The organism is Butyricimonas sp. BSD2780061689_150309_C8 (assembly GCF_015560935.1).
Classification (GTDB): domain Bacteria; phylum Bacteroidota; class Bacteroidia; order Bacteroidales; family Marinifilaceae; genus Butyricimonas; species Butyricimonas paravirosa.
In genome coordinates this window covers 107,402-132,000 of the sequence record NZ_JADMSV010000004.1, presented here as the reverse complement: position 1 = coordinate 132,000, position 24,599 = coordinate 107,402, and the positions used below count along the sequence as shown (strand labels likewise).

Sequence of the window (24,599 nt, the reverse complement as noted above, 5' to 3'; positions counted from 1 at the left end):
CAACACTATGGAAAAAGTAAATGTAAAAATATGCGTAGGAACCATGTGCTATGTCATGGGTGGCGCAGAGTTGAGAGACACGATTGAATCTCTTCCCCAAAATATCCTCGAACATCTAAATATAAGCTATTCTCCATGTTTAGGGTGTGGCAAAGGTGAACAAGCCCCACCGTTTATTGAAGTAAATGGAAAACGTATTGCTGGCGTTAGTAAAAATAGTTTAATACAAATCGTTAAAGAGGAAGTAAGAAATGTTATATGACAATTTTGCGATGCTCACGAAACGTGAGTTACTGATTAGAATTGTAAAACTTTTAAAGGAAGAAAATCTAGTAGATGGGGTGAAATACATTCCGGTGGAAATGCGCCCAAAAAATAAAAGACCAATCAAGTGTTGCGTGCATAAAGATCGCTACATCTTGAAACATAAGATTATTTCAATCTTGGGTTTCGAGATCACGGACGAGGAAATCGACCTGATCCCCTTGTCTGAATTCGCACAGAAAGCACTTGATAACAAGAATACGAAAGAGAATATTCTTTCCGTGGTCCATGAGGCTTGTAGTGCTTGTATGCAATCCCAGTACTTCGTGACTAACATGTGTCGCGGTTGCGAGGGACGTCCTTGTTTGATGAACTGCCCGAAAGCGGCAATCTCTTTCAAGGGAGGTAAAGCTTGCATCACGCAGGAAGACTGCGTGGGTTGCGGACTATGTTCTAAAGTCTGCCCTTACCACGCGATCGTGTACACGCCCGTACCTTGCGAGGATGTTTGCCCGGTGAAAGCGATCACCAAAGGCGAAGACGGAACCGAGCATATTGACAAAGATAAATGTATCTATTGCGGAAAATGTATGCAAACTTGTCCTTACGGAGCGATCATGGAACGTTCCAAGGTGATCGACGTATACAAGAGCATTACCGCCCCGGACAAGAAAATCATAGCTATTCCGGCTCCGGCTATCTACGGACAGTTCAATGCAACTCCGGGACAGATTCTTTCCGCCATCAAGGCCATCGGTTTTGACGACGTGGTAGAAGTAGCTTTGGGAGCAGAAGATACTTCCCGCAACGAGGCAGCCGAATTCTTGGAACGCATGGAAGAAGGGAAACCTTTCATGACCACTTCCTGCTGCCCGGCTTACGTGGGTTGGGTCGACAAACACGCCCCCATGGTAAAACCGTTTGTTTCCGACACCCGTAGCCCGATGGTTTATGCCGCCCGCCGGGTAAAAGAACAATATCCGGATGCCGAAGTCGTATTTATCGGCCCGTGTCTGGCTAAACGTTACGAGGCTGAAATGTACGTTCCGGAAGTAGACTACGTGATGAGTTTCGAAGAATTGGGAGCATTCATGGTGGCTTATGACATTAATCCGGAAACTTGTGAAGAATTACCATTGGATCCGGAAGTTACGAAATTCGCCCGCGGATACGCTCAAGCCGGTGGAGTTCGCAATGCTATTGTAGAGGCTGTTGGAAATGGTTACACGACTCTTTCCATCGAAGGACTTGACAAGAAGAACCAGACTTTACTGAAAACTATGGTGAAAAAACCGGAAGCCCAGTTTGTCGAAGTAATGGCGTGTGATGGTGGCTGCGTGAACGGACCTTGTTCACTAGCTCCGCTTACATTAGCCAAACGGCAGATCAAGAAAGCGTTAGAAAAATAAAATAAGGTAGCTAAAATAACGGCCCTCGGAAAAAAGAGAGCCGTTATTTTTATATCTCAATCGTGATTTACTTCACCATCGCATGACGATATCCTTTCGTCTTGTTCCAACCTCCGCGGGTGAAATCAGGAATCGCCACCGGAGCACTGTTATTCTCTAAAGAAAGAGCTGTCAGCTCACCCAAACAACACCATTCTGCCAAATCATACACGTCCATATCTAACGGTAATCCATTTCGCAAGCAATATACCAAACGGTAATCCATGATAAAATCCATTCCACCATGTCCCCCCACTTTTTTGGCTTGCTCTTCCAACTCGATCTGAATCGGGTGTTTATATTTTTCCATCAAAGCCTTCTTCACATCCTCCGGAACAAAACCGTGAGAATTCAAATCCTCGTGATCGGGAGCCACATCCGATGAAATTTGTGTCGGTTTCAAAGCATATCCCGCAACCGGATATTTATTAGCAAATCCTTTTGTTCCCGTCAATTGGTACATCCGGCTATACGGACGAGGCGACACCACGTCATGCTGAATCTGGATGGTTTTCCCATTTTCCGTGCGAATCAACGTGATCGTGTGATCCCCGTTCTTGAAGTCTTTCACGTCCTCCCCGGTCTTATTCTTCAAATATTCGGGAGCAGAAACAGCCTTCGTGTCCATACATACCAAGTAATTCATCTTGTCCCCTCGGTGAATATCCAGCAACTGGCAAGCCGGTCCCATTCCGTGAGTAGCATAAACATCACCCCTGTGTTTCCGGTTATAATCCATACGCCAGTTATTCCAATAATAAGGCCAGAATTCCTCCAAATTATGAATATAAGCCCCTTCCACGTGCAAAACTTCACCAAACACACCTTGTTGAGCCATATTTAACGTCGTCAATTCAAAGAAATCATACACGCAATTCTCCAACATCATGCAATGTAACTGTTTCTTCTCTGCCATATTAATCAACGCCCAAATTTCCTCCATGTTCATAGCAGCAGGAACCTCGATCGCCACGTGTTTCCCATGTTCCATGGCATACAACGCCATCGGAGCATGATGTAACCAATCCGTAGCAATATACACTAAATTAATATCCTCCCGTTCGCAAAGCTGTTTCCATGCATCCTCGCTCCCGGAGTAACCGACAGCCTCCGGAACCCCTGCTTTCTTCAGAATTCCCTGACATTTCTCCACTTGTTCCGGGCGAATATCACACAAGGCAACTACCTTCGTTCCGGGTATATGCAGGAATCGCTCCACCGCACCGGGTCCCCTCATTCCCAAACCGATAAACCCTACCCGCACGGTATCCAGCTTAGAGGTTACCAAATTTACTACATCCTTCTGCCCAGCGGGACGCTCTGGAACAGGCACCTCGATCATTAAACTTTTCTTCGTCTCTTTTTCTGATACACCATTGGTACAGGAACAAATCATTCCGCACAAAATGGCTGCCACGACAAACACAAATGTCATTTTTTTCATAAATTGTCAAATTAAAAACACAACAAACATATCACGTGTAAAGATACAAATTTTAAATAACATCAATACCTATTCCAGCTATTAGTTAATTTGTTTTTACTAATAAACACGTTTCATCTAACTCGCATAGCAAACCGTCTCTCGCTATCCTTTCGATCTTTCTGGATATACAATGAGTATACAACCCCAGTAAACCAAGTATACCTTTCCAAATAACTAATATACTACATATACCACCCAATTTGTAAACATAACCATATCAAAAACCAATTTTATCGAAGGTGAATGCAACATGAATCCAAGATGAATGCTCCATGGTCTAAATGAACTATAAGGAAACAATCTGGAAATTATTACCTAGGGCAAAAGGATATATTACCCAGAATAAACGAAGTCACCCAAGAATCCAACCTAAAAACAACATCCCTCGTCGACAAAAAACACTCATTCATCGGGAAAAAATCTCTCAATATCTAAATTAATTGTATTCATTTTCAACACCTTATATCTTTGTAAAAAGCAAAAAAAGAAAACAAGATGAATATACAAACGAACATTGCAACCATCCTTTTTATAATCATTCCGTCCTTAGTGGGCTTTTCTCAGGAAAAGCCCACTTCTTCCTGGAATTTGAAGGATTGTATCGATTATGCCCGGAAAAACAACATTCAGGTGCAATCGGCAAAAGTAACGCAACAAAGCGCTAGCGTGGATTTGTTACAGGCGAAAGCCCAGCTTTTCCCCTCGTTGACATTTAGTAGTTCTCAAGGCTGGGGACACCAGAAAACAGAACAGACAGATGGCAAATTCAAATCTCAAAGCGCCTACACGGGCAGTTACACCTTGAACGGCGGACTGACAATCTATAATGGAGGTAAATTAACCCGTTCCATCCGTCAACAGCAAATCACGAACACGGCACAGGAGTATCAGGTAAACATGGCCGAAAATGACATCGAAATTGCCGTCACCGAAGCCTACCTGCAAATACTTTACGCAAACGAATCGCTAAAAACCAACCGTCAAACGTTGGAAACTTCTGCCGCCCAGCTGGCACGTTCCAAAGAATTACTGGCCGCCGGTTCAATTGCTGCCAGTGATTATGCCCAGATTGAGGCACAGTACAGCAACGATCAGTACAACGTGACGATGGCTGAAAACACGCTCACTTTGAACAAATTGCAATTAAAACAATTGTTAGAACTGGAACCGACAGATAGTTTCGATGTCTATTTCCCGGAACTGGAGGACACGCAGGTACTCACCCCCGCACCTTCCCTCTTGGAAGTTTACCAGATCGCCCTAGAAACCATGCCGGAAATGAAAAACAGTCAGTTGAACGTGGAATCGGCACAGCTGGAAGAAAAGATCGCGGCAGGAGATCGCTTGCCCAGCATCTCGCTCAGCGCATCCGTGGCCACGAACCATGACTCGGAATCAGACCACTCTTTTTCAAAACAACTAAATAATCGATTAAACGAGAACGTGGGGATCAACATCAGTATCCCCATTTCTAAAAATCGCCAGATCAAATCTGCCGTTGAAAAAGCAAAATTACAAACGGAAACAGCCCTTCTGGAAGAACTGAATACACGCAAGGAACTGTGGAAAACGGTAGAGACTCTCCACCAGAACGTGATCTCCGCACAAAGCAGGTATGTCGCTGCCACGAACAGCGTGAAATCGGCCACGATGAGTTACAACCTCGTTCAAGCCCAATTCGACGCCGGTATGAAAAACACGGTGGAACTACTCACGGAAAAGAACAATTATCTTTCTGCCTTGCAGGAACAAATTCAAGCAAAGTTCGAGGCGATTCTGTCACTCAAACTGCTCAACTTCTATCGAAATCAACCTATCGAAATCTAATGTAAAATATTAATTATAGAACAACATGAAAAAGATTGTTACCATAATCATCGTCATAGCCGTTATTGTCGGGGCCTTTTTCTTCTTCCGCTCGGGAGATAAGAAAGTGACGACGTACGAAACGGTCGAACTAAAAAAAGGATCCATCAACAACACGGTGACCGCCACGGGAACGATAGAACCAATCACCAAAGTAGACGTGGGTACCCAGGTTTCCGGAACGATTTCACACATTTACGTGGACTACAATTCCGTCGTGACAAAAGGACAATTACTTGCCGAACTCGACAGGAAGCTACTGGAAGCCGAGTTGAAATCGGAAATGGCAAACTTGAAATCAAGCAAAAGCGAATTCGAGTATCAAGATAAAAACTTCAAACGTCTACGCCAGTTACACGAAAAGAACTTGATTAGCGAAACAGAATACGAGGAGGCATTATATCAATACGAGAAAGCACAACAAGCTTACGAGAAAGCACAAGCCACGATGGTAAAGGCCCAATCAAACCTCGATTACGCAACGATCACCTCACCGATTGACGGGGTTGTTCTATCTAGAGAAGTGGAAGAGGGACAAACAGTTGCCGCTAGTTTCGAAACCCCGACCATGTTCACCATCGCTAACGATTTGCGCAAGATGCAAGTGATCGCTGACGTGGACGAGGCTGACATCGGTCAGGTACTCGAAGGACAACGCGTGACGTTCACGGTTGACGCTTTCCCGGATGACACGTTCGAGGGCGACGTGACTCAAGTTCGTCTAAACCCGACAACAGAATCCAACGTGGTCACTTACGAGGTGGTTATTGATGCCCCGAATCCGGAATTGAAACTGAAACCGGGATTGACCGCCAACATCACGGTCTACACGATGGAGAAGGACAACATTCTACTGGCCCCGTTGAAAGCTTTCCGCTTTACCCCGGAGACCAACCCGGAAGACCCACAAACCGCACAAGCCCCGCAAGCGGGAAGAGGTGAAAAAGTCGTTTGGTTACAAACGGCAGAAGGTATCGTTCCTAAAGTAATCAAAGTTGGAGTCAGCGACGGAATATACTCGGAAGTGAAAGACGGTCTACCGGAAGGCGCTCGTTTGATCGTGGGAATTCAACGCAGTAAGAACGTGGCACCCCAAGGAGGCAGCGAGGAATCCAATCCGTTCATGCCGCCACGTCCGGGACAAAAGAAAAAATAGTTACCGTATAAGATTGAACTCATGACAAATGATATTATAAAAATAGAAAACCTGAGGAGGGATTTTAAGGTGGGATCGGAAACCGTTCATGCTTTGCGCGGTATATCATTCTCGATCCGTGCCGGAGAGTTCGTGACGATAATGGGTACGAGTGGTTCCGGGAAATCCACCCTGCTCAATATCCTCGGATGCCTCGACACTCCCACCTCGGGGGACTATTACCTCGATGGTATCGCGGCCAGAGACATGGGAAAAAATGACCGGGCCACGTTGAGAAACCGCAAAATCGGTTTCGTGTTCCAGTCCTACAATCTATTACCCAAAACGACCGCCTTGGAGAACGTGGAATTACCGTTACTTTACAACCCGGCCTTTTCTTCCCGCGAACGTCGGGAGAAAGCCATGAATGCCTTGAATGCAGTGGGACTGAGTGACCGTATCAACCATCGTTCCAACCAGATGTCCGGCGGACAGCAACAACGTGTAGCAATCGCACGGGCTATCGTGAATGACCCGGTAATCCTACTTGCCGACGAGGCCACGGGAAACTTGGATACTCGTACTTCATTCGAGATCCTCACGCTTTTTCAACGCCTTCATGCGGAAGGAAGAACCATTATATTCGTGACTCATAATCCCGAAATCGCCCAGTTCAGCAGTCGCAACATCGTTCTGCGGGACGGCCACATCACGGAAGACACAATTAACCAAAATGTAGCATCGGCTAAAGAAGTATTGGATGCGCTACCCAAGGAGAACGATTAAAAATTCAGAGTTTAGAATGAAAAAGATTTCGTGATTGCCGATTCGATGATTGGGTGATTAAAATCACTTAATCGAAAATCATTAAATCACTTAATCGATAGGATCTAAAATCATAAATCAAGAAATTAATAGGATCATAAATCTAAAATTAACACATGAACTACGCAAATTTAATACGAATCGCTTTACGAGCCTTGGCAAACAACAAATTCCGGGGATTCCTGACTATGTTGGGAATCATTATCGGAGTGGGGTCCGTGATTTCCATGCTGGCAATCGGGCAAGGCTCCAAACGTAGCATTCGTGACCAAATATCAGAGATGGGTTCCAACATGATCATGATCCATCCCGGAAACGGGAAGTTCGGGGGAGTCCGTCAAAGTGCCAGCAGTATGCAGACGCTGAAACTGGAAGATTACGAGGCGATCGTTCGTGACGTGGACTTGATCGACAAATGCACCCCTTCCGTGAATTCAAGCGGTCAGGTTATATACGGAGCCAATAATGCCCCGACAACCATCTACGGAGTAAACCAGGATTATCTTGACATCCGGAAGTTCAGCGTGGGGGAAGGTGAGATGTTCACGGATCACGACATCAAAACTTCCGCAAAAGTATGTATCGTGGGACAAACCGTCGTCGACAACCTATTCACGAAGGGAGAAGAACCACTGGGAAAGACCATCCGGTTCAACAAAACCCCCTTTCGCATCATCGGGGTATTGACTCCCAAAGGATATAACTCCATGGGACAGGATCAGGATGATATGATTATCGCCCCCTATACCACTATACAGAAACGTCTGTTGGCCATCACCTACATTCAAGGAATATTCGCCTCGGCCGTCACGGAAGACGATTCGGAAGAGGCTATCGAGGAAATATCCGCCATTTTACGCCAAAACCATAAAATAGCTACTGGAGATGAAGACGATTTCCACGTGCGCTCGCAAGAAGAACTCAGCTCCATGATGAGTACGACAACCGACTTGATGACCGTCCTGTTGGCCTGTATCGCCGGAATATCATTACTTGTCGGCGGAATCGGAATCATGAACATCATGTATGTATCCGTCACCGAACGAACCCGGGAAATCGGCCTTCGCATGTCCATCGGGGCAAAAGGACGACACATTCTATTCCAATTCCTTATCGAGGCGGTCATTATCAGCGTCACGGGAGGTATTATCGGGGTAGTTCTTGGAATCGGTTCATCACTTATTATTAAATACGCTATCGGCTGGCCCATATACATCCAGATGTATTCTGTCGTGCTTTCCTTCCTGGTCTGCACGGTTACCGGAATATTCTTTGGCTGGTATCCGGCACAAAAGGCATCCCAGTTAAACCCAATCGATGCTATACGATACGAATAGATTGCCGGGAAACCCGGCAGTTACGGTTGCAAGTTTTCAAGTTACCGGTTCGACAGAACTTCTTCCATAAACTTGTAACTTGCAACCCTGTAACTTTTTTTATACCTTTGCAAGTGGAGAAAGACGATATAATGCAAAAGACACGGAACAAGAAGATATTAACGGGAGCCATCCACGTGCTTGGATGGGGAATATTCTTTGCCCTTCCCTTTTTCTTCTATCGCGGAGAAGGTGTTTCAATTACCCTAAACAGATATTTGGGATATTGTTTCGTCCCGTTAAGCTGCCTGATCATATTCTACACGAATTTTCTCTGGCTGATCGAACGACAGCTTTTCCGTAGAAAAGTATCAACATTTATTCTAAGTAACATCGTTCTCGTGATGCTCCTGGGAGCCAGCCTTCATTTCTGGCAGGACTTTCACCGGAAACATTTATCTGAACCCGTTCCGAAGGCATTGAAAGAGTTACAAGAGTCCTTACCTAAACCGCCCCGGTACGTGTTTATCGCCCGGGACATGATGCTCATGGCATTGACCGTCGCCCTCAGCGTGGCAATCAAAATGACCGGGGGATGGTATGAAACCGAGAACGAGAAACAAGAACTAAAAAAAGCTCAGGCCGAGGCGGAACTTCAAAACTTGAAAAGCCAGTTGAACCCGCACTTCTTATTCAATACCTTGAACAATATCTACTCGCTCATCGCTATCAACCAGGACAAGGCCCAGTATGCCGTCCATGATCTCAGTCGTATGCTCCGTCACGTCCTATACGAGAATAACCAGCATTTCGTGTCGGTAGATAAAGAATTCGAGTTCATGAAAAGCTATATCGAGCTAATGAGTCTCCGCTTACCTAAAAGTACTCGGCTGGAAGTTTCCATCCCGGAAAGAGGCAACGGAATCATGATCGCCCCGCTCTTGTTTATCCCGCTGATCGAAAACGCGTTCAAACACGGAGTCAGTAGCACGCAGGAATCATTTATAAACATTAAGTTCGAATTGCAGGGGAATAACCGGATCAACTGTCTCGTGGAAAACAGTAACTATCCTAAAAAAGACAACGACCGGAGTGGCTCCGGAATCGGGTTAACCAACTTAAAACGCCGTCTGGAGTTACTCTATCCCGGAAAATATATCTTTAAGGCTGAAACCCTTAACAACCGATTTATCACGGAATTGCTTATTCAACTTTAAAATGAAAGGACATGACTCTGAATTGCCTCATCGTGGATGATGAACCGTTAGCCTTGGATTTGCTAGAGAGCTACGTGAGCCGGACACCATTCCTACACCTGGTCGCACAATGTGATAGTGCCGTGAAAGCGCTTTCCGTCATAGAGGAAGAACCAATAGATCTGGTTTTTCTAGATATTCAGATGCCCGAACTCAACGGGCTTGAATTATCCCGTCTCGTGGGCAACAAAGTGAAAATCATCTTTACCACCGCTTTCGAACAATACGCACTGGAAGGCTTTCGGGTTGATGCGTTAGACTACCTGCTGAAACCGTTCAACTACACGGAATTTCTCCGGGCTGCCACGAAAGCCTTACGTTGGATCGAGATGAGCCGGGCGGAGAACGTTTCCGCCAACGTGCCGGATTCCATTTTCGTGAAAAGCGATTACAAATTGATCCAGATCCAGTTGAAAGACATTCTTTACATCGAGGGTCTAAAAGATTACATTCGTATCCAAACCGAGGACAAGGAGGGTGGTATTCTCACGCTGATGAGCATGAAAAGTATCGAAGACCATCTTCCCGGTGATATATTCATCCGGGTTCACCGTTCTTATATTGTCAATATCAACAAAATTAAAACCATCGAACGGAACCGAATCGTGTTCGGAAAACTCTATATCCCCATTTCCGATTCTTACAAGGAACGTTTCATGGAATTGCTGGATAAACGAGCAATTAATTGAAAATTGAAAATTGAAAATTGAAAATTATATCTACCTTTGCGAACAGATAAATAGAATTAGTATTAGGAAAATTTGAATTCTTGAAAATGAGAAATTCATGAAAACATTTCATTTTCAATTTTCAATTTTCAATTTTCAATTGCCATGAGAAAAGACGAAAGATATAACCAGCGAGGAGTGTCCGCATCCAAAGAAGATGTGCATAACGCCATAAAAAATATCGACAAAGGTATTTTCCCGAAAGCTTTCTGCAAAATCATCCCCGATTATCTCGGAGGCCAGAAAAGCTACTGCAACATCATGCACGCCGACGGGGCCGGAACCAAATCTTCACTCGCCTACATGTACTGGAAAGAAACCGGAGACTTATCCGTGTGGAAAGGTATCGCGCAAGACGCCTTGATCATGAACATCGACGACTTGCTCTGCGTGGGTGCCGTGGATAATATCCTACTCTCTTCCACGATCGGAAGAAACAAGAAACTGATACCGGGAGAAGTTATTGCGGCCATCATCAACGGAACGGAAGAGCTGATCGAGGAATACCGGAAATTGGGAGTAAACATTTACTCTACCGGAGGCGAAACCGCAGACGTGGGGGATCTTGTGAGAACCATTATCGTGGACTCCACGGTGACTTGCCGGATGAAACGTTCGGACGTGATTTCTAACGACCGTATCAAGGCGGGAGATGTAATTGTAGGACTTTCGTCATACGGGCAAGCCTCTTACGAAACAGAATACAACGGTGGGATGGGGTCCAACGGGCTAACTTCTGCCCGTCACGACGTATTTGCCAAGTATTTGGCGAAGAAATACCCGGAAAGCTATGACAACTCCGTGCCGGAAGAACTCGTTTACTCCGGAAAATGTAAACTGACAGACGAAATTGCCGGATTGGGCATTGATGCCGGGAAACTGGTATTGTCTCCGACCCGTACGTATATCCCGGTAATCAAGCAGGTGCTTGACAAGTACCGGAAACAAGTTCACGGTATGGTACACTGCTCCGGTGGGGCCCAAACCAAAGTGATGAATTTCGTGGAGAACATGCACATCGTGAAGGACAATATGTTCCCTGTTCCTCCCCTGTTCAAATTAATTCAGGAACAATCGGGAACCCCGTGGGACGAAATGTACAAGGTATTCAACATGGGTCACCGTATGGAAATCTACGTGGACGAAGAGATTGCAGATGACATCATCACCATTTCCAAAAGCTTTAACATCGATGCCCAAATCGTTGGTCGTTGCTACGATAACGATGAGGGAAAAGGTAATAAGCTCACGATAATCAGCGAACTCGGGAAGTTCATATACTGAACCGTGGGTTTGATTCTTAAAACCTATATATAAAAAAAAGGATGCCTGCAGGCATCCTTTTATCATTCCCTCGCAGATTGCAATATTCGTCGAATTTGATTACGTACATTAATCTGGGCGCTATCCACCTTCGCCCGTTTGGAAGGGATAAACAGGTTCTTGTATTTAGCCTTCGTAATCTTGAATTTCATCTTCTCCATCGACCCGTAAATGTCTACTCCCAATTTGAAGGGTACAGGTGATTTTAACACGGAAATATGGTAATTAAAAGTCATGTCGATCTTATGTTCTCCACCCACGGCCACCTTGTAACGATCCACCTCCACTAGGAAGGGGAACACTTCAATCATACCATCCTTGATGCGGAAGTCCACGGCCACGCTATCAATCAGATTACGCTCCTTGTTTTTAAACATCAACATTTTGGAAATCTCCGAGAACGTCTCCCCGTCCATCAACACCAAATCCTTACCATCAATGTAAGCCACAGCCCTCAAGGTCGGTAAATCAACCATCATTGTAGAATCCAGATCTGTCTCCGCCGCCATATGGAAATCTACCAGCCCATCGAAAGAGCGCAGCATCGGGACGATCGAATCCAAAGATGGCATAAAATTAATCAACGCCCCCACGTCAATATCATCCATTCGTAAATCGAAACCGGTATACGCTTTCTCTTTCCCGGAAGCCTTGTACAACATCGTGGTCTTCACATCTGCCGCCATGGAACGCATACTCAAATCCGATAACTCGATACATTGATTTTGCATCACCACTTTCCCGTGAATACTATCCAATTCCAACTTTCCATACAACACCTTCTTAATATTCGTTTCAAACGTGAAATCAACACCGGGAGGAACAACAAAAACAGACATGGTAGAGTCAGCCACGTACGTGGAATCAGCCGCTAAATCCACATCAGACAATTCATCCTCACTTAATTCCTCTTCTGTCCCCCACTTCATGTTCATTCGATTGGCAGCCCCAACTTCCATGGCTTTCATCAATTGATTGCAATTAATCATATTCGATCTCACCTTCAAATTAGCTTTCAAATCCTCCTGCCGCAAAAATGCACCCGCCAGATTGTACACTTCCCCGGTTAACAAAAGATCAGAACGTCCCATCTTCAACTTTGCACCATTCAATTTAATATGTCCGGGACTTAAAGTAATCTTCGTCCCCGGCATACGCATCCGCAGAGGAAACAAGGGGGTGTATACCCGCATATCCTTAAAGCCGACCACCCCACTGGCGAGCCATTGACGTTTATTTTTCCGGTCCGGAACCCCCGAAAGGTCAAATCCGGCATTCGCCAGTCGTAAACGATTCCCTCTAGCTCTTATCCGTAAACTATCCATATTGACCTTCGCTTTTACTAACGGGAGCTTTTTATCTTCCGGAGAGGGAGCCAAGGCAAAATTAGCCGTGCTATTTCCCATCCGGAACCGCAGGGAGTCACCCATCACCAAGTCAATCCATCCGAAACGAATGTCTGCCGACATAGAGGCAACAGCCGTGGTATCCCGCAAGGGAGAAGTTTTTACCTTCACGTAAGAAGTATCCATGTGAAAGGTTAAAGCATTCTTCCACTGTATATCGACACTATCAAAACCAAAGATTCCATTCAACAGGTTCTTTTCCTGCAAGATAGTCTTATCTTCCATATTGGTTCCGAATCCCAATATCACAGATTTTGAACGTAATCTCAAACTATCCTTTTCGCTGGCTAACAAAACATTCTTTAATTGACACCCTCCTCGAATATCCAGTTTTCCATAGTTTTTATTCTTTATGTCAGCCAATAAAACATTTCCTTTTAACCCTGCATTCAAACTTCCCGTCAATGTCACCCCCTCTTGTATCGGGAATATTTTGGGTAATATAGAGAAATCAACATCCGCCTTCACGCTTGCGGTAATCAAAGGATTGGAAAGTAATTGATCCACCCGGCCATTTAAATCAACATCCACATCTGTTCCCTTCACGCAAAACCGGTTTAATTTCAAGAACGAAGGTTGTTCTTTCTGTAAATCAACGACACCTTCCAAGTCAATATCCAATTTATCCAACGAATAAGGCATCCCCGCGTATTTCACGGAGCCTTCATTTATTTTGAAACGAGCATCCAGCACGGGAACTCGATCCTTTCCATATTTCCCCTTCAACGTTCCCCGGCATAACACCTCTCCCGATACCGTCACATTTTCATCATGTTTTAATACTGTTTCCGGAACAAGGTCAAGCAGGGTTTTCAAAGAAGGAACTTTTATCCCAAAGGTCAGGTCCACGTCCAACAAACGATTCAATGTATCTGCCTGTAAACGTCCTCCTACCCCGAATTTCATTCTATTCACCCTCATAACAGCTTTATCCAACACGTAAAGCATTGAATCTCGATCCAGACGCATTCCTGTTTGCAAAGCAAACCGCAAGCGTTTTACGAGTAAATTACCTTCTTGCCAGAAAAGAATATTCTTTGCTTTCACATCCAACTGCAAGTCCGCCTTCCGCTCCATAAAATTTCCATCGATTTTCAAACCGAACCCCTCCAATCGGGCATAAAGTTCATTCGCACGATCATCAAACACGAGTTTTCCTCCCTCAATACGAATGTTACGAATATCAATACTTTCAATCAATTTTTCTTGAATCGTATCCGTCTCCACCATGACCACGGAATCCTGTTCTGCAGACTCCCGCATTACATTCCAACCGGGAACCCCGTTCGTGTCAATATAAGCGTAAATCTGCGGTTCTTCCAAACGCAATTCTTTCACGATAACTTCCTTTCGAGACAGATAAGCCATCGGGTTCACGATCAGCCGACAACGCTTGAAACTCATCAATGAATCAGTAGCGGTATAAACATTCTCCTGTTTCAACGAATCCTGAAAGACTTTCGTCACCACGCTACCATTTCGCATTTCAAGCCCGAATTCCGGGAAAGTCGAGAAAAAGGTTAACTCGATCGCGTCAAAATGTACTTCCGCATTCAAAAACTCATTGGCACTTTTCTCCACGATAGGAGTCAACTTCTCCGGGGTAAAGATAAAATTCAACACGATGCCTATCGAAGCACACACTAATATCACCAATACTAATAGTGAAATAAAGAAATACTTTAATAAACGCCACATGACATTTCTTGATTTATAATTTTAAATTTTAGATCCTATCAATTTCTTGATTTATGATTTTAGATTAAGTGATTTCCTCCCGCTAACCAACATTTTTAATCATAAATCAGATACTTTTCTCTCACCTTCATAAACTCGGCAACCTCATCCTTCCATCCGGCACGAATCTCTTCTTCCGTTGCTCCATCCTTCAGTTGGTGCTGCACTCTATCATTTCCCACCAGCTTGTTGAACAAAGCATTAAAGAAGGGTTCCTTGCCTTTATACTCTTGATAAGCCAGCAATAACCAAGCCAGATTCAGACGTTTCATCTTTAAAATAGTGTGGTATTCTCCCTGCAAATCCATGCCGTAACAAGTTTGTCCCTTGCATTTGGGCTGCATACTCATTCCCTTAATCGGACGAGGCTCGTAAGAATAGGGCATACCTTTCAAGCTCGGATGCCCGAATACCTGAAACGGACGTAGCGTCCCTCGTCCCTCGTTGATCGCTGTTCCTTCAAAAAAACAAGTTGACGGGTAAAGCATGATGGAAACAGAATCCGGCAAATTCGGAGACGGGGCATAAGGTAACGCCACGGGTTGTTCCCGACTCCATCCCTCGCAAGGGATCACGGTCAGATCACAGGTCACGCTATCTTTCAACCAACCTTCCCCGTTAATCATTCCGGCATATTCACCTATCGTCATCCCGTACACGACCGGAACCGGGTGCATCCCGACAAAAGACTTAAACTCTTTCTGCAGGACCGGGCCATCCACGTAAAAAGCATTCGGATTAGGACGGTCCATCACGATCAAGGGAATGTTCTGTTCCGCACAAGCCTCCATCACGTAATGCAACGTGGACAGATAAGTATAGAAACGTACTCCCACGTCCTGCATATCAAAAATCATCACGTCAATTCCCGACAGATCCTCCGGCTGGGGTTTCTTTTTTTTCCCGTACAGGGACACCACCTTCAAACCACTCCCGGCATCAATATAATCCCCCACGGTCTCCCCGGCATCAGCCGTACCCCGAAATCCATGTTCGGGACAAAAAATTCGTGCCACGTGAATACCTTTTCCCAACAGGAAGTCCACACTATGCACCGTGTCTACCCGGGAAGTGTGGTTTGCCACGATTCCAACTCGTTTTCCTGTCAACAGATTCCGGTAAACCTCAAAACGTTCTATCCCGTCTCGTACATTCACGGAAATAGCATCCGTACACGCGGATGCTATCACCAAAAATAATATTAAATATCTCATCGATTACTTCGTCTTCTCTTCCTTATCTTTATAATCAATCACCATGGTATTCAGGATAGCATCTACTTGTTTCATCATATCCCGTTTCTCCTCGTTCGGATAGTACACGTATCCCATCATATAGATCACTCGCTGATGTTCCTCGTCCAGCACCACGTTCAGCTCATACGGCCCCGCCATGAAATCATTCACCACCGTCCACAGGCCACGGAACAACACGGCATAATGCCCGTTATATTTATATTGCACTGCAGTATAAGGGATCTCCAAATCCAGTGCCATATACGATCCCTCACGCGGGCCGGGAATATGTTTCTTCAACTCCTCGTTCACCCGATCAAAAATAATGGCATAATTAAACTGGCTTTCATGCTCGTACTTTTCAGTAAAGAATATAATACCTTTACTGTTCTTGGTCGTTTCACTTGACATCCACACGAAATCAGTCGTATCCTTATTCACGTAATATCCTGTAGGACAATACAACAATATATTATACTTCTTCTTGAACAAATTAAAGATCCGGGTATCCGCGGTTCGCTTATAAACCGATATTAGCCGATCACGCTCAGCCTTAGCATAGATACCAAGAATTCTTAACTTATTCTCATCAAACAACTTGAAAAACGTTTTCCTATCCGGGGCTGCAATCTTTATATACTTCTGTGTTTTGGCCCACGGGCTATCTGCATACTGCACGTAAGCAGAGTCAATAGAAGGAGAAATCACGACTTGCAACACGTTACGGTGTCCCTTCATATTCTTATCAAAATACCTCTCCGGCAAGTTAAGCACATCAAAAATCGGTTCTGCCTGTGGCAAACCATCCTGTTCCTGTCCAAAGAATTCCCGGATCGTGTCACCCACAGGACCATCCCACATGTTCTTCTCGGCAATAATCAATACCTGATTGATTTTTCCTGTCACGGCAGGCATCAGGTTCTTCGTGGCATCCTTACAAGAACCTAACATTAAAACCATCACGAAAACAAATACAATATTCTTCATAATAATAGAATTGAAAGTTGAAAATTGAAAATTGAAAATGAATCTCACTCTCAATACAATATTAATTAAACCCCTTCCTAACGATATATATAATCAAAAACACAGCATATTTTCAATTCTGCATTTTCAATTGCTAAAACTTACTATTGGCCTCATCCAAGATACCTTTCACCGATCCCACGATAATCTTGGCCTCGACCATCACGGGAATACGATACTCGTCATCACTTACCCATACCTTCATATTCTCTCCCCCTTTAAACACGTCACCGGCCACGAGCAAGGGAGAAAACACGTGACACATCCGCCGCCCGCTATCCGTCTTCACTTTCTCTTTCCCCAAGTAACGAACATATAAATCGTATATTTTATCGTCCAGTAGAATACGTATCGGGATCTGGTCTCCTTTCTTGTAGTTATCAAAATCCAATTCCCTTGCATACCATGCCACGGACAACATATCGTACGTGTCCGGCAACAATTTAATCGTATCCTTACGTTGGTATTTCCCAATCCGGTGTATATCAGCATGGATCACCCCGCTATCGTAATCCCACACGTAATCGAACGTTTTATGGTAATTCCCCTCGTGCGCTTTTCTCGAAAACTCGTAAGGTTTATAGGTCATACTATCATGATGCGATATCAACGTATCTCTCAGCTTGAACACCCAGTCCCACGAAGGATTCGAATACCCCACGGCAAATATACACTGGGCATTCGGATACTTGTCGGAAGGCTGTACGGTCATTTCCACCGAACCCGCGTTAATCCAGATAAAGCTCCAGTTGTAATAGCCCCTGTAAGTCAGTTTCTCTATCACGTTAGGCAACTTCTTCTGCGATATGGCAGGAAGGCTCACAAACAATGTAACTATCAATATAATCGTTCTCATCGATTAGTTCTATTTCTTTTTTTATCTCCTTCTGTATTCTTCTTTTTACTCGGATCTTCTCTCTTATACGTTTTACTCATGTCAAAGTCTTGCTCGACATCGAAATTCTTTTTCAATTTTATCTCCGTGGGCAAATATTTTATCTCTTCCGGCTGTAAATGTTTCAAGTAATTACCCGTGTCCCATTTCCCGTTTCCGTTCCGGTCGAGAATAGCCCGGATCATATAAGTTCCCTCTCCCAAGTAATCAAAGATAACCTTCCCATCTCCCTTGATCGTCCGTTCTTCCAGCACCTTGATCTCCTTATCGCCCTGGTAAAGTTGCAAAATAATCGGGGTTGTAGCCTCCTTCACGTTCACGATAATATTCCCGTAATCCTCGATCGCTTTCGTTTTAAAATCCTTCACGAGCTTGTTATTATACAACCCGTAAATACTATATATACCCATCGAATCGATCAACAGCTGATATTCCGTTTCCGGCTTCCATTCTTTCTCCACGTAATACCTACGAATTTTCAGACTATCATGTTTCAAGTTAAAGTCAACCGGGGTCAAAACGGAATCCACCATTTCCAACAATTGGATATTCTTCAACCCCTCCTCCACGATCGGACGATCAAACTCCAGTGTGATGTTCTTATTCAAATCCACCGTACTACCAACACCCGCGCTAATCTCCATAAACTTAATTGCCGGAATGGAATCCTGTTCCTTCTTACGCTTACCCTTGGGCTCCGGTTTGTCCTTGTAATAGAATTTAATCGTATCCGCAAGCAACACTCGTTTACCAAGCGAATCCGTCCGCAAATAACTGGCCTCAGCCACGAGCGAATCGATCTTGTACACCAAAGAGTCCTTTATCCACAACTGAATCGTATCCCTCCCGGCAGAACGTTCCTCGATATACCAATCATCCTGATTAATCTTATTTAATAGATGTACTCCTAGCAATCGCACGTTCAACTGGTTATCAGCAGGTATACTGAAAGTAAAATCCAATCGTTCTCGCTCCTTACGAGCCTCATCAACCAGATACAATTGAGTCTTTTCCTCGTCAAACATCGGGATAAACAAGTTTGTAGGTCCAAACATGGTGAAATCACGCCGGACAATCGTGTCTTTAGACACCACTTTGAACTCCATACCCTTCTTCGTTCTCCGTCCCTCGACAACCGTCGTGTCCGGATGAATCGTATCATAAACTGTCGTGGGGAACGATATAGTCTGAATCAAAGAATCAATGAAACCCACTTTTGTCTCTGAAGGCACAAACAAATAATTTCCTCTCGCATCATCGATTGCCATTACCCGATAGGTATCATTCTTAATATTAGTCACCCGAAACATTCCGGCACTATCCGTTTTAGCCACGTAACTCGGCAAATCGGTCAGCGCCACGGAATCCGCGGTATTCTGGTAGAACATCACGGTAGCACCCAGCACGGGCAACTGCGTTTGCATATCAATGACCTGTCCCCCTAGCTCCATCGAATCCAGTTGCGGCCCCGTGGAAAACACGTAGCGATAGAAACCGAGCGGGTTTCCCTCGTTATTATCCACGATCGCATCGGCAAAATCCAGCGTGTAAGTCGTGTTCGGTTTCAAAGAATCCTGAAACGTCACCCGCACGTATTTTCCCCGCAAGCTCACCCGGGCTTTCTTCTTCATCGGGGGAGACATCACGAATTTCTTGTTAATATCCTTTAACTGGACATATTCGTCGAAATAAATATCAATCTGTTTTCCCTTGAAATTCGTTGAAAAAGATTCCGGAACCTCCTTGATAACCTGAGGTGGTGTCACGTCCTTCTCTCCTCCCTGCGGGTAACCCCTGTTTGCACAGGCATATATAATCAACGCCACGATAATAGCGACAAAACAGAATCCGTTCCAAAAAAATTTATTCATAGTCCTCAAAAATATTAACTTTACAAAACTAGGGAAAAAAAGCTAAAATCCTTTCAATTTTAGATTTAAGATTCAAGTTTTTTTAGATGCTGCCGGACTTTCCCAAACAAGCAACACTTACCCGTACTCCCTTGATTTTACTCAATTCCATCATACACGCCCGAATCGTGGCTCCACTTGTCACAACATCATCTACCAGCAACACGTGGCATCCCTCCACTCGAGTCGTATTCCCCAGCTCGAAAGCCTCGGCCACGTTATCAGCCCGTTGTCCCCGTTCCAAACCTGTTTGTGAAGGGGTGTTTACCACTCGCCTTAACACTTCCGGCTCGATCCGTCCTCCTAAAACACTTACAATCCCCGTGCCAATCAGAAAAGCCTGATTAAATCCCCGTTTCTTCTCCCGTTCGGGATGTAGCGGCACGGGAATAATACAATCAATCCCACGGACATCTTTCATCCGTTCTCCCAACATTTTCCCAGCCCACACGCCCAATTCCCGGTTGGAACGATACTTGATAGCGTACACTAATTTATGAAAATCACTTGCCCGGTCATAACGGAACAACCAGTATAAATGCTCGATTCCCAAATCATCCGCAAGCACCTTGTCCGCCTCCTCATCAACACCCTCGTTCAAAGGCAAACCGCTTAAACAAGCTGAACACAAAAAAAGCTCACCATCAACCAGAACATCACCACACACCACGCACGTGCGGGGATATAACAATCTAAAAAAGCGGGAAAAAATAGAAGAAACAAACTGTGTCATTGTTTGACAAAATTATACGTGATCGTTCCCGTCTGTCGTTCCGGGGCTTTCTCGTCAACGTTAAATTCCGACTTCAAGGCTGCATCTACTGCCACCTCACGCAAAGAATCATCTTTATTCGACTCCGCATCCACCACCTCAGCCTTAATAACCCGTCCTTGCCGATTCACAACTACCGCAACCACGATTTTTCCACCGAACTCGCATTTATAAACAGGAATCGGCAGATAAGTCTTGTAACGCCCTTTTATATTATATGACACACTACTCTTCCCCACGTAAACCGTGGATTGGAGTGAATCCAACATCCGTTCCTTTTTATCCCGCTGAACACGAATACTATCCTCCTTGTAATGCTTGTTTTTATTCGCCCGGTAACGTCCCCCGTAATCACTATCAATCTCCTCCTGGATCTGTTCAATATACTCTTCTACTCGTTCGTGAGGCTGGGTTTCAGCATTTTTCTTCACGGCATCCTCGTTCACCGCCAACGAACGCAACATCTCGTTCACCTCCTCGTCAGCGCTTTGTTGGAGAATTTGCTCCTTCTTTTTTTGCTCCTCTTGCTTTTGCTGAACGATTTCCGGCTCCGGCATATCAATCTCGATTTCCATCCTCTGTTGCGAATCCAAACGTGAAATTCCGACACAAACCAAAAAGATAGCAAGCACGAGATGAAAAATTACCGTACCCATCACACCATGTCGGTGTTCCTTCAACCAATCCAACAGAGAATCTCTAATAGCATATATATCCTTTTTCACGCTCATAACTTTACTCGAATTTAATCGCCTTCACCGGGCTAATCTTGGAAATCAGCATCGTTGGGACAATCAGCATTAAAACGGTTATCACGATTACTCCTACATTCAATAATATCACGTATCCGAGACTAAAATTAATTGGAACCGTGTCCATATAATACGTCACAGGATCAAGATGAATCACACGGAATATCGCCTGAATTCCTGCCAAAACAAAGGCCAGCACATTTCCCCATAACATTCCTTTAATAATCAATCCTGCCGATATGTACAGGAACAATTTTCGCAAAGAAACATTTTTGTAGCCTAATGCTTTCAATATCCCGATTAAAGTAGTCTTATCCAGAATCAAAATCAATAACCCCGACACCATATTAAAACCGGCCACCGTGACAATCAAAATCAGGATCACCCACACGTTCATGTTCAACAACGCCAACCAGTCAAAAATTTGCGGAGCCACGTCGGCAAGCGTCTGTACCTCGTAATTTCCACTCGCATCATACACGACATTTTCCACCTCCTCTACCACCTCGTTTAATCGCTCCACATCCTCCAGTTCGATAGCAATCCCGGAAACCTCCCCCGGCCCCCAGTCATTCAATTTCGCCAGATGTCGTTCATCAACCAACACCATCACGTCATCATACTCCTTGAAACCCGTGTCGTAAATTCCGGCAACGGTAAACACTCTCGCTCTCGGCGGGTCCTGCACGAAATGGGCCGTGACTTTTCCACCGACACCGATTTCCAGCATATCCGCCACGGAGGCAGAAATTAATATTTCATTTGACGCCCGTTCCGTTTTAAAATCAGGCATTTTTCCCTCCTTCAGATTCTCCCTGAAAAAAACAACATCATACCCCACATCTACCCCTTTCAACACCACCCCGTGAATCTCCTCTTTACTCTTGAAAATCGCGGGCTTTTCGATATACCCGTACACGTTCTTCACTCCTTCCACCTCTTTCAAGCCTTTCACCAGACTCTCCGATTCACGGACCACTCCCCCCTCACTCGTCGAACCGGGGACAAAAGGCACCACGCTCAAATGAGCCGTGAAACCCGACAATTTCTCGGTGATCTCGTACTTAAACCCCGTGATAATAAACAACGACAATAACATCACGCACAACCCCAAGGCGATCCCAACAATCGCAATCTTTACGATCGGCACCGACACGGATTTCGTACCGTCCCCTTTCAACAACCTACGCGCAATGTACCATTCCAGATTCATAACAATTGAAAATTGAAAATTGAAAATTGAAAATGACGATCACTTCAATATTTCAATTTTACTATTATCCAACTGCAAAACTACGAAAACAAAAACAGATTCGAAAGAGGGTGTCCAAGAATGTATTTAAGAATCATGAAATACACTACACAGACATCCTTCACCCATTGCAATAACGTACAAATACAACCATAATAATCTTCTTATTCCCTTTCATCACCCTTTCAACGCCCATGCATAACCCTTTGTCAATAGAGCAACAACGACTACAAAAAGAGAGTAAAACCTTGAGAACAGACTTTTACAATAGGAAAACCCAATTATTTCCATCTCTAAAAGTATTCTAAACAAGGATATATCAAATCACTTGTAGCACACAAGCAAAAAGAAAATAATCAATTTCAGAATCAAACTAAATTAGACACTCCACTTCAAATTTAAAACGATTTCGGAATATATAATGACAATTTTTTATTAAACTCGCGTACATACTGAGAAAAAATAGAATAAATCATATAAAGTAGTCATGCAAAATAATCTAATTGACAAAAAGATCGTTGACCAGAAACTGGCAGCCTGCGGGATCAGTGACATGGAAGATGCCACGATACGCGACATCGTGAAAGTGGTGAATATGGTGGAAGCCGAAAGCGGGGAAAAATTCATCCGTATGGAAATGGGCGTTCCCGGACTTGCCCCTTCTAAAATAGGTATCGACGCCGAGATCGAGGCGCTACGTGCCGGATGCGCTCAATTCTACCCGATGCTCGAAGGCCACAAGGAATTCAAGGAAGAAGGTTCCAAGTTCGTAAAGAACTTCGTGGACATCGACATCAAGCCGGAAGGTATCATCCCGACCGTGGGTTCCATGCAAGCCTGCTTCGCCGCCTTCATGGCAGTAACGGAATGTAAAAAAGGAAAAGACACCGTTCTTTTCATCGACCCGGGATTCCCCGTTCAAAAAACACAAATGCAAGTCATCGGAAAACCGTTCGAGTCATTTGACGTTTATGATTACAGGGGTGAAAAATTACGGGAGAAACTGGAAGAGCATCTTTCCAAGGGAAACATCGCTGCCATCCTGTACAGCAACCCGAATAACCCGGCTTGGATATGTTTCACGGACGAGGAATTGAAAATCGTCGGGGAACTGGCCACCAAATATGACGTGATCGTGCTGGAAGACTTGGCCTACTTCGCCATGGACTTCCGTCGGGATCTTTCCGTACCGGGCAAAGCCCCGTTCCAACCCTCAGTTGGTAAATACACGGATAACTACATCGTCATGATCTCCGGCTCCAAACTATTTAGTTACGCCGGGCAACGTTTGGGAATCATGTGTATTTCTGACGCTTTATACAACCGGAAATACGACAACCTGCACGATCGTTTCGGGGGAATGGGTACGTTAGGTTACACCATCGTGAACCGGATCATTTACACGTTATCATCCGGAACGACTCACTCCTGCCAATACGCCATGGCCGCCATCTTGAAAGCCGCCAACGAGGGACGTATCAACATCCTCGACGGGGTACGGGAATACGCGGAGAGAGCCCACGCCATGAAAGAGCTGTTCACCAAATACGGTTTCGAGATCGTGTATGACCGGGATCTGGAAGAACCTATCGCCGACGGGTTCTATTTCACGATCATCTACCCGGGATTCACGGGTGGTGACCTCACGAAAGAAATCCTGTATTACGGCATATCAGCGATCCCGTTGCGTGACACGGGTTCCAAGAAACAAGGTCTCCGTGCTTGCGTTTCTCAAACCGGACTCCACCGGATGCCGGAACTGGAAGAACGTTTAAAACGATTCGCGGCAGATCACACGAAATAATTGAAAATGGAGAATTGAAAATTGAAAATGTCTTGCAAAAATCTCATTTTCAATTTTCAACTTCGAGTTTTCAATTTACTGAAATTGAATCGGGAAAAGCTCCAGCGGAATGGCCTTAACATGAAAGTAAAACAATGTTAAAATACAGAGAAACTATTTCATG

Annotated in this window: 19 protein-coding genes; 10 read left to right on the top strand and 9 right to left on the bottom strand. The window is 44.6% G+C overall.

Annotated features, from left to right (window positions below):
* The first annotated feature begins 7 nt into the window (after positions 1 to 7).
* Together I2I33_RS06140 and I2I33_RS06135 are read left to right on the top strand one after the other, a co-directional pair.
* The gene (locus tag I2I33_RS06140; RefSeq protein WP_087420957.1) at positions 8 to 262 is read left to right on the top strand and encodes a hypothetical protein; all 255 of its coding nucleotides are present in this window, start codon (positions 8 to 10) and stop codon (positions 260 to 262) included.
* Positions 252 to 1,673, top strand: coding sequence for a monomeric [FeFe] hydrogenase (locus I2I33_RS06135; RefSeq protein ID WP_087420956.1), 1,422 nt, complete (start codon positions 252 to 254; stop codon positions 1,671 to 1,673). The genes I2I33_RS06140 and I2I33_RS06135 overlap by 11 nt, the downstream gene beginning before the upstream one ends.
* Positions 1,674 to 1,740: 67 nt before the next feature.
* On the opposite strand, the gene I2I33_RS06130 is transcribed toward I2I33_RS06135, so the two are convergent.
* Positions 1,741 to 3,108: a Gfo/Idh/MocA family protein gene (locus I2I33_RS06130; RefSeq protein ID WP_087421301.1), complete on the bottom strand. Its 1,368-nt coding sequence runs from the start codon at positions 3,106 to 3,108 to the stop codon at positions 1,741 to 1,743.
* Positions 3,109 to 3,693: 585 nt separating this feature from the next.
* On the opposite strand from I2I33_RS06130, the gene I2I33_RS06125 reads away from it, so the two are divergent.
* From I2I33_RS06125 to I2I33_RS06095, 7 genes are all read left to right on the top strand, one after another.
* Complete coding sequence (locus tag I2I33_RS06125) at positions 3,694 to 5,025, top strand: TolC family protein (RefSeq protein WP_087420955.1); 1,332 nt, start codon at positions 3,694 to 3,696, stop codon at positions 5,023 to 5,025.
* A gap of 25 nt (positions 5,026 to 5,050) precedes the next feature.
* Positions 5,051 to 6,220 (top strand): efflux RND transporter periplasmic adaptor subunit, encoded by a 1,170-nt coding sequence (locus tag I2I33_RS06120; protein ID WP_087420954.1) that lies wholly within the window; start codon positions 5,051 to 5,053, stop codon positions 6,218 to 6,220.
* A gap of 21 nt (positions 6,221 to 6,241) precedes the next feature.
* Positions 6,242 to 6,985 (top strand): ABC transporter ATP-binding protein, encoded by a 744-nt coding sequence (locus tag I2I33_RS06115; RefSeq protein ID WP_087420953.1) that lies wholly within the window; start codon positions 6,242 to 6,244, stop codon positions 6,983 to 6,985.
* A 155-nt stretch (positions 6,986 to 7,140) separates the two neighbouring features.
* The gene (locus I2I33_RS06110; protein WP_087420952.1) at positions 7,141 to 8,361 is read left to right on the top strand and encodes an ABC transporter permease; all 1,221 of its coding nucleotides are present in this window, start codon (positions 7,141 to 7,143) and stop codon (positions 8,359 to 8,361) included.
* A gap of 131 nt (positions 8,362 to 8,492) precedes the next feature.
* Positions 8,493 to 9,557, top strand: a complete 1,065-nt coding sequence (locus tag I2I33_RS06105) for a sensor histidine kinase (protein WP_087420951.1) — start codon at positions 8,493 to 8,495, stop codon at positions 9,555 to 9,557.
* Positions 9,558 to 9,568: 11 nt separating this feature from the next.
* Positions 9,569 to 10,285, top strand: coding sequence for a LytR/AlgR family response regulator transcription factor (locus I2I33_RS06100; protein WP_087420950.1), 717 nt, complete (start codon positions 9,569 to 9,571; stop codon positions 10,283 to 10,285).
* A 144-nt stretch (positions 10,286 to 10,429) separates the two neighbouring features.
* Positions 10,430 to 11,608 carry an AIR synthase related protein gene (locus I2I33_RS06095; RefSeq protein WP_087420949.1) on the top strand — a complete coding sequence of 393 codons (1,179 nt, stop codon included), beginning with the start codon at positions 10,430 to 10,432 and terminating at the stop codon, positions 11,606 to 11,608.
* Between the two features lie 62 nt (positions 11,609 to 11,670).
* On the opposite strand, the gene I2I33_RS06090 is transcribed toward I2I33_RS06095, so the two are convergent.
* From I2I33_RS06090 to I2I33_RS06055, 8 genes are all read right to left on the bottom strand, one after another.
* The gene (locus I2I33_RS06090; protein ID WP_087420948.1) at positions 11,671 to 14,751 is read right to left on the bottom strand and encodes an AsmA-like C-terminal region-containing protein; all 3,081 of its coding nucleotides are present in this window, start codon (positions 14,749 to 14,751) and stop codon (positions 11,671 to 11,673) included.
* 95 nt (positions 14,752 to 14,846) lie between these two features.
* The gene (locus I2I33_RS06085; RefSeq protein ID WP_087420947.1) at positions 14,847 to 16,004 is read right to left on the bottom strand and encodes an exo-beta-N-acetylmuramidase NamZ domain-containing protein; all 1,158 of its coding nucleotides are present in this window, start codon (positions 16,002 to 16,004) and stop codon (positions 14,847 to 14,849) included.
* Positions 16,005 to 16,007: 3 nt separating this feature from the next.
* A complete protein-coding gene (locus tag I2I33_RS06080) occupies positions 16,008 to 17,012 on the bottom strand; it encodes a DUF4837 family protein (protein ID WP_087420946.1) in 1,005 nt (334 codons plus the stop codon).
* 133 nt (positions 17,013 to 17,145) lie between these two features.
* The gene (locus tag I2I33_RS06075) at positions 17,146 to 17,907 is read right to left on the bottom strand and encodes a DUF3108 domain-containing protein (RefSeq protein WP_087420945.1); all 762 of its coding nucleotides are present in this window, start codon (positions 17,905 to 17,907) and stop codon (positions 17,146 to 17,148) included.
* Complete coding sequence (locus I2I33_RS06070; protein WP_087420944.1) at positions 17,904 to 19,817, bottom strand: Ig-like domain-containing protein; 1,914 nt, start codon at positions 19,815 to 19,817, stop codon at positions 17,904 to 17,906. Before I2I33_RS06070 ends, I2I33_RS06075 begins: the two co-directional genes overlap by 4 nt.
* Positions 19,818 to 19,899: 82 nt before the next feature.
* Entirely contained in the window at positions 19,900 to 20,589 is a 690-nt protein-coding gene (locus I2I33_RS06065; RefSeq protein ID WP_087420943.1) for a ComF family protein, read from the bottom strand.
* Positions 20,586 to 21,359, bottom strand: coding sequence for an energy transducer TonB (locus I2I33_RS06060; RefSeq protein ID WP_087420942.1), 774 nt, complete (start codon positions 21,357 to 21,359; stop codon positions 20,586 to 20,588). The genes I2I33_RS06065 and I2I33_RS06060 overlap by 4 nt, the downstream gene beginning before the upstream one ends.
* Positions 21,360 to 21,363: 4 nt before the next feature.
* Positions 21,364 to 22,593 (bottom strand): ABC transporter permease, encoded by a 1,230-nt coding sequence (locus I2I33_RS06055; protein ID WP_087420941.1) that lies wholly within the window; start codon positions 22,591 to 22,593, stop codon positions 21,364 to 21,366.
* Between the two features lie 526 nt (positions 22,594 to 23,119).
* On the opposite strand from I2I33_RS06055, the gene I2I33_RS06050 reads away from it, so the two are divergent.
* Entirely contained in the window at positions 23,120 to 24,436 is a 1,317-nt protein-coding gene (locus tag I2I33_RS06050) for a pyridoxal phosphate-dependent aminotransferase (RefSeq protein ID WP_087420940.1), read from the top strand.
* The last annotated feature ends 163 nt before the right edge of the window (positions 24,437 to 24,599 follow it).

Bases quoted from the DNA above. Each gene is read 5' to 3' on its own strand.
- I2I33_RS06140 (WP_087420957.1), top strand. From the start codon at position 8: ATGGAAAAAGTAAATGTAAAAATATGCGTAGGAACCATGTGCTATGTC.
- I2I33_RS06135 (WP_087420956.1), top strand. From the start codon at position 252: ATGTTATATGACAATTTTGCGATGCTCACGAAACGTGAGTTACTGATT.
- I2I33_RS06130 (WP_087421301.1), bottom strand. From the start codon at position 3,108: ATGATTTGTTCCTGTACCAATGGTGTATCAGAAAAAGAGACGAAGAAA.
- I2I33_RS06125 (WP_087420955.1), top strand. From the start codon at position 3,694: ATGAATATACAAACGAACATTGCAACCATCCTTTTTATAATCATTCCG.
- I2I33_RS06120 (WP_087420954.1), top strand. From the start codon at position 5,051: ATGAAAAAGATTGTTACCATAATCATCGTCATAGCCGTTATTGTCGGG.
- I2I33_RS06115 (WP_087420953.1), top strand. From the start codon at position 6,242: ATGACAAATGATATTATAAAAATAGAAAACCTGAGGAGGGATTTTAAG.
- I2I33_RS06110 (WP_087420952.1), top strand. From the start codon at position 7,141: ATGAACTACGCAAATTTAATACGAATCGCTTTACGAGCCTTGGCAAAC.
- I2I33_RS06105 (WP_087420951.1), top strand. From the start codon at position 8,493: ATGCAAAAGACACGGAACAAGAAGATATTAACGGGAGCCATCCACGTG.
- I2I33_RS06100 (WP_087420950.1), top strand. From the start codon at position 9,569: ATGACTCTGAATTGCCTCATCGTGGATGATGAACCGTTAGCCTTGGAT.
- I2I33_RS06095 (WP_087420949.1), top strand. From the start codon at position 10,430: ATGAGAAAAGACGAAAGATATAACCAGCGAGGAGTGTCCGCATCCAAA.
- I2I33_RS06090 (WP_087420948.1), bottom strand. From the start codon at position 14,751: ATGTGGCGTTTATTAAAGTATTTCTTTATTTCACTATTAGTATTGGTG.
- I2I33_RS06085 (WP_087420947.1), bottom strand. From the start codon at position 16,004: ATGAGATATTTAATATTATTTTTGGTGATAGCATCCGCGTGTACGGAT.
- I2I33_RS06080 (WP_087420946.1), bottom strand. From the start codon at position 17,012: ATGAAGAATATTGTATTTGTTTTCGTGATGGTTTTAATGTTAGGTTCT.
- I2I33_RS06075 (WP_087420945.1), bottom strand. From the start codon at position 17,907: ATGAGAACGATTATATTGATAGTTACATTGTTTGTGAGCCTTCCTGCC.
- I2I33_RS06070 (WP_087420944.1), bottom strand. From the start codon at position 19,817: ATGAATAAATTTTTTTGGAACGGATTCTGTTTTGTCGCTATTATCGTG.
- I2I33_RS06065 (WP_087420943.1), bottom strand. From the start codon at position 20,589: ATGACACAGTTTGTTTCTTCTATTTTTTCCCGCTTTTTTAGATTGTTA.
- I2I33_RS06060 (WP_087420942.1), bottom strand. From the start codon at position 21,359: ATGAGCGTGAAAAAGGATATATATGCTATTAGAGATTCTCTGTTGGAT.
- I2I33_RS06055 (WP_087420941.1), bottom strand. From the start codon at position 22,593: ATGAATCTGGAATGGTACATTGCGCGTAGGTTGTTGAAAGGGGACGGT.
- I2I33_RS06050 (WP_087420940.1), top strand. From the start codon at position 23,120: ATGCAAAATAATCTAATTGACAAAAAGATCGTTGACCAGAAACTGGCA.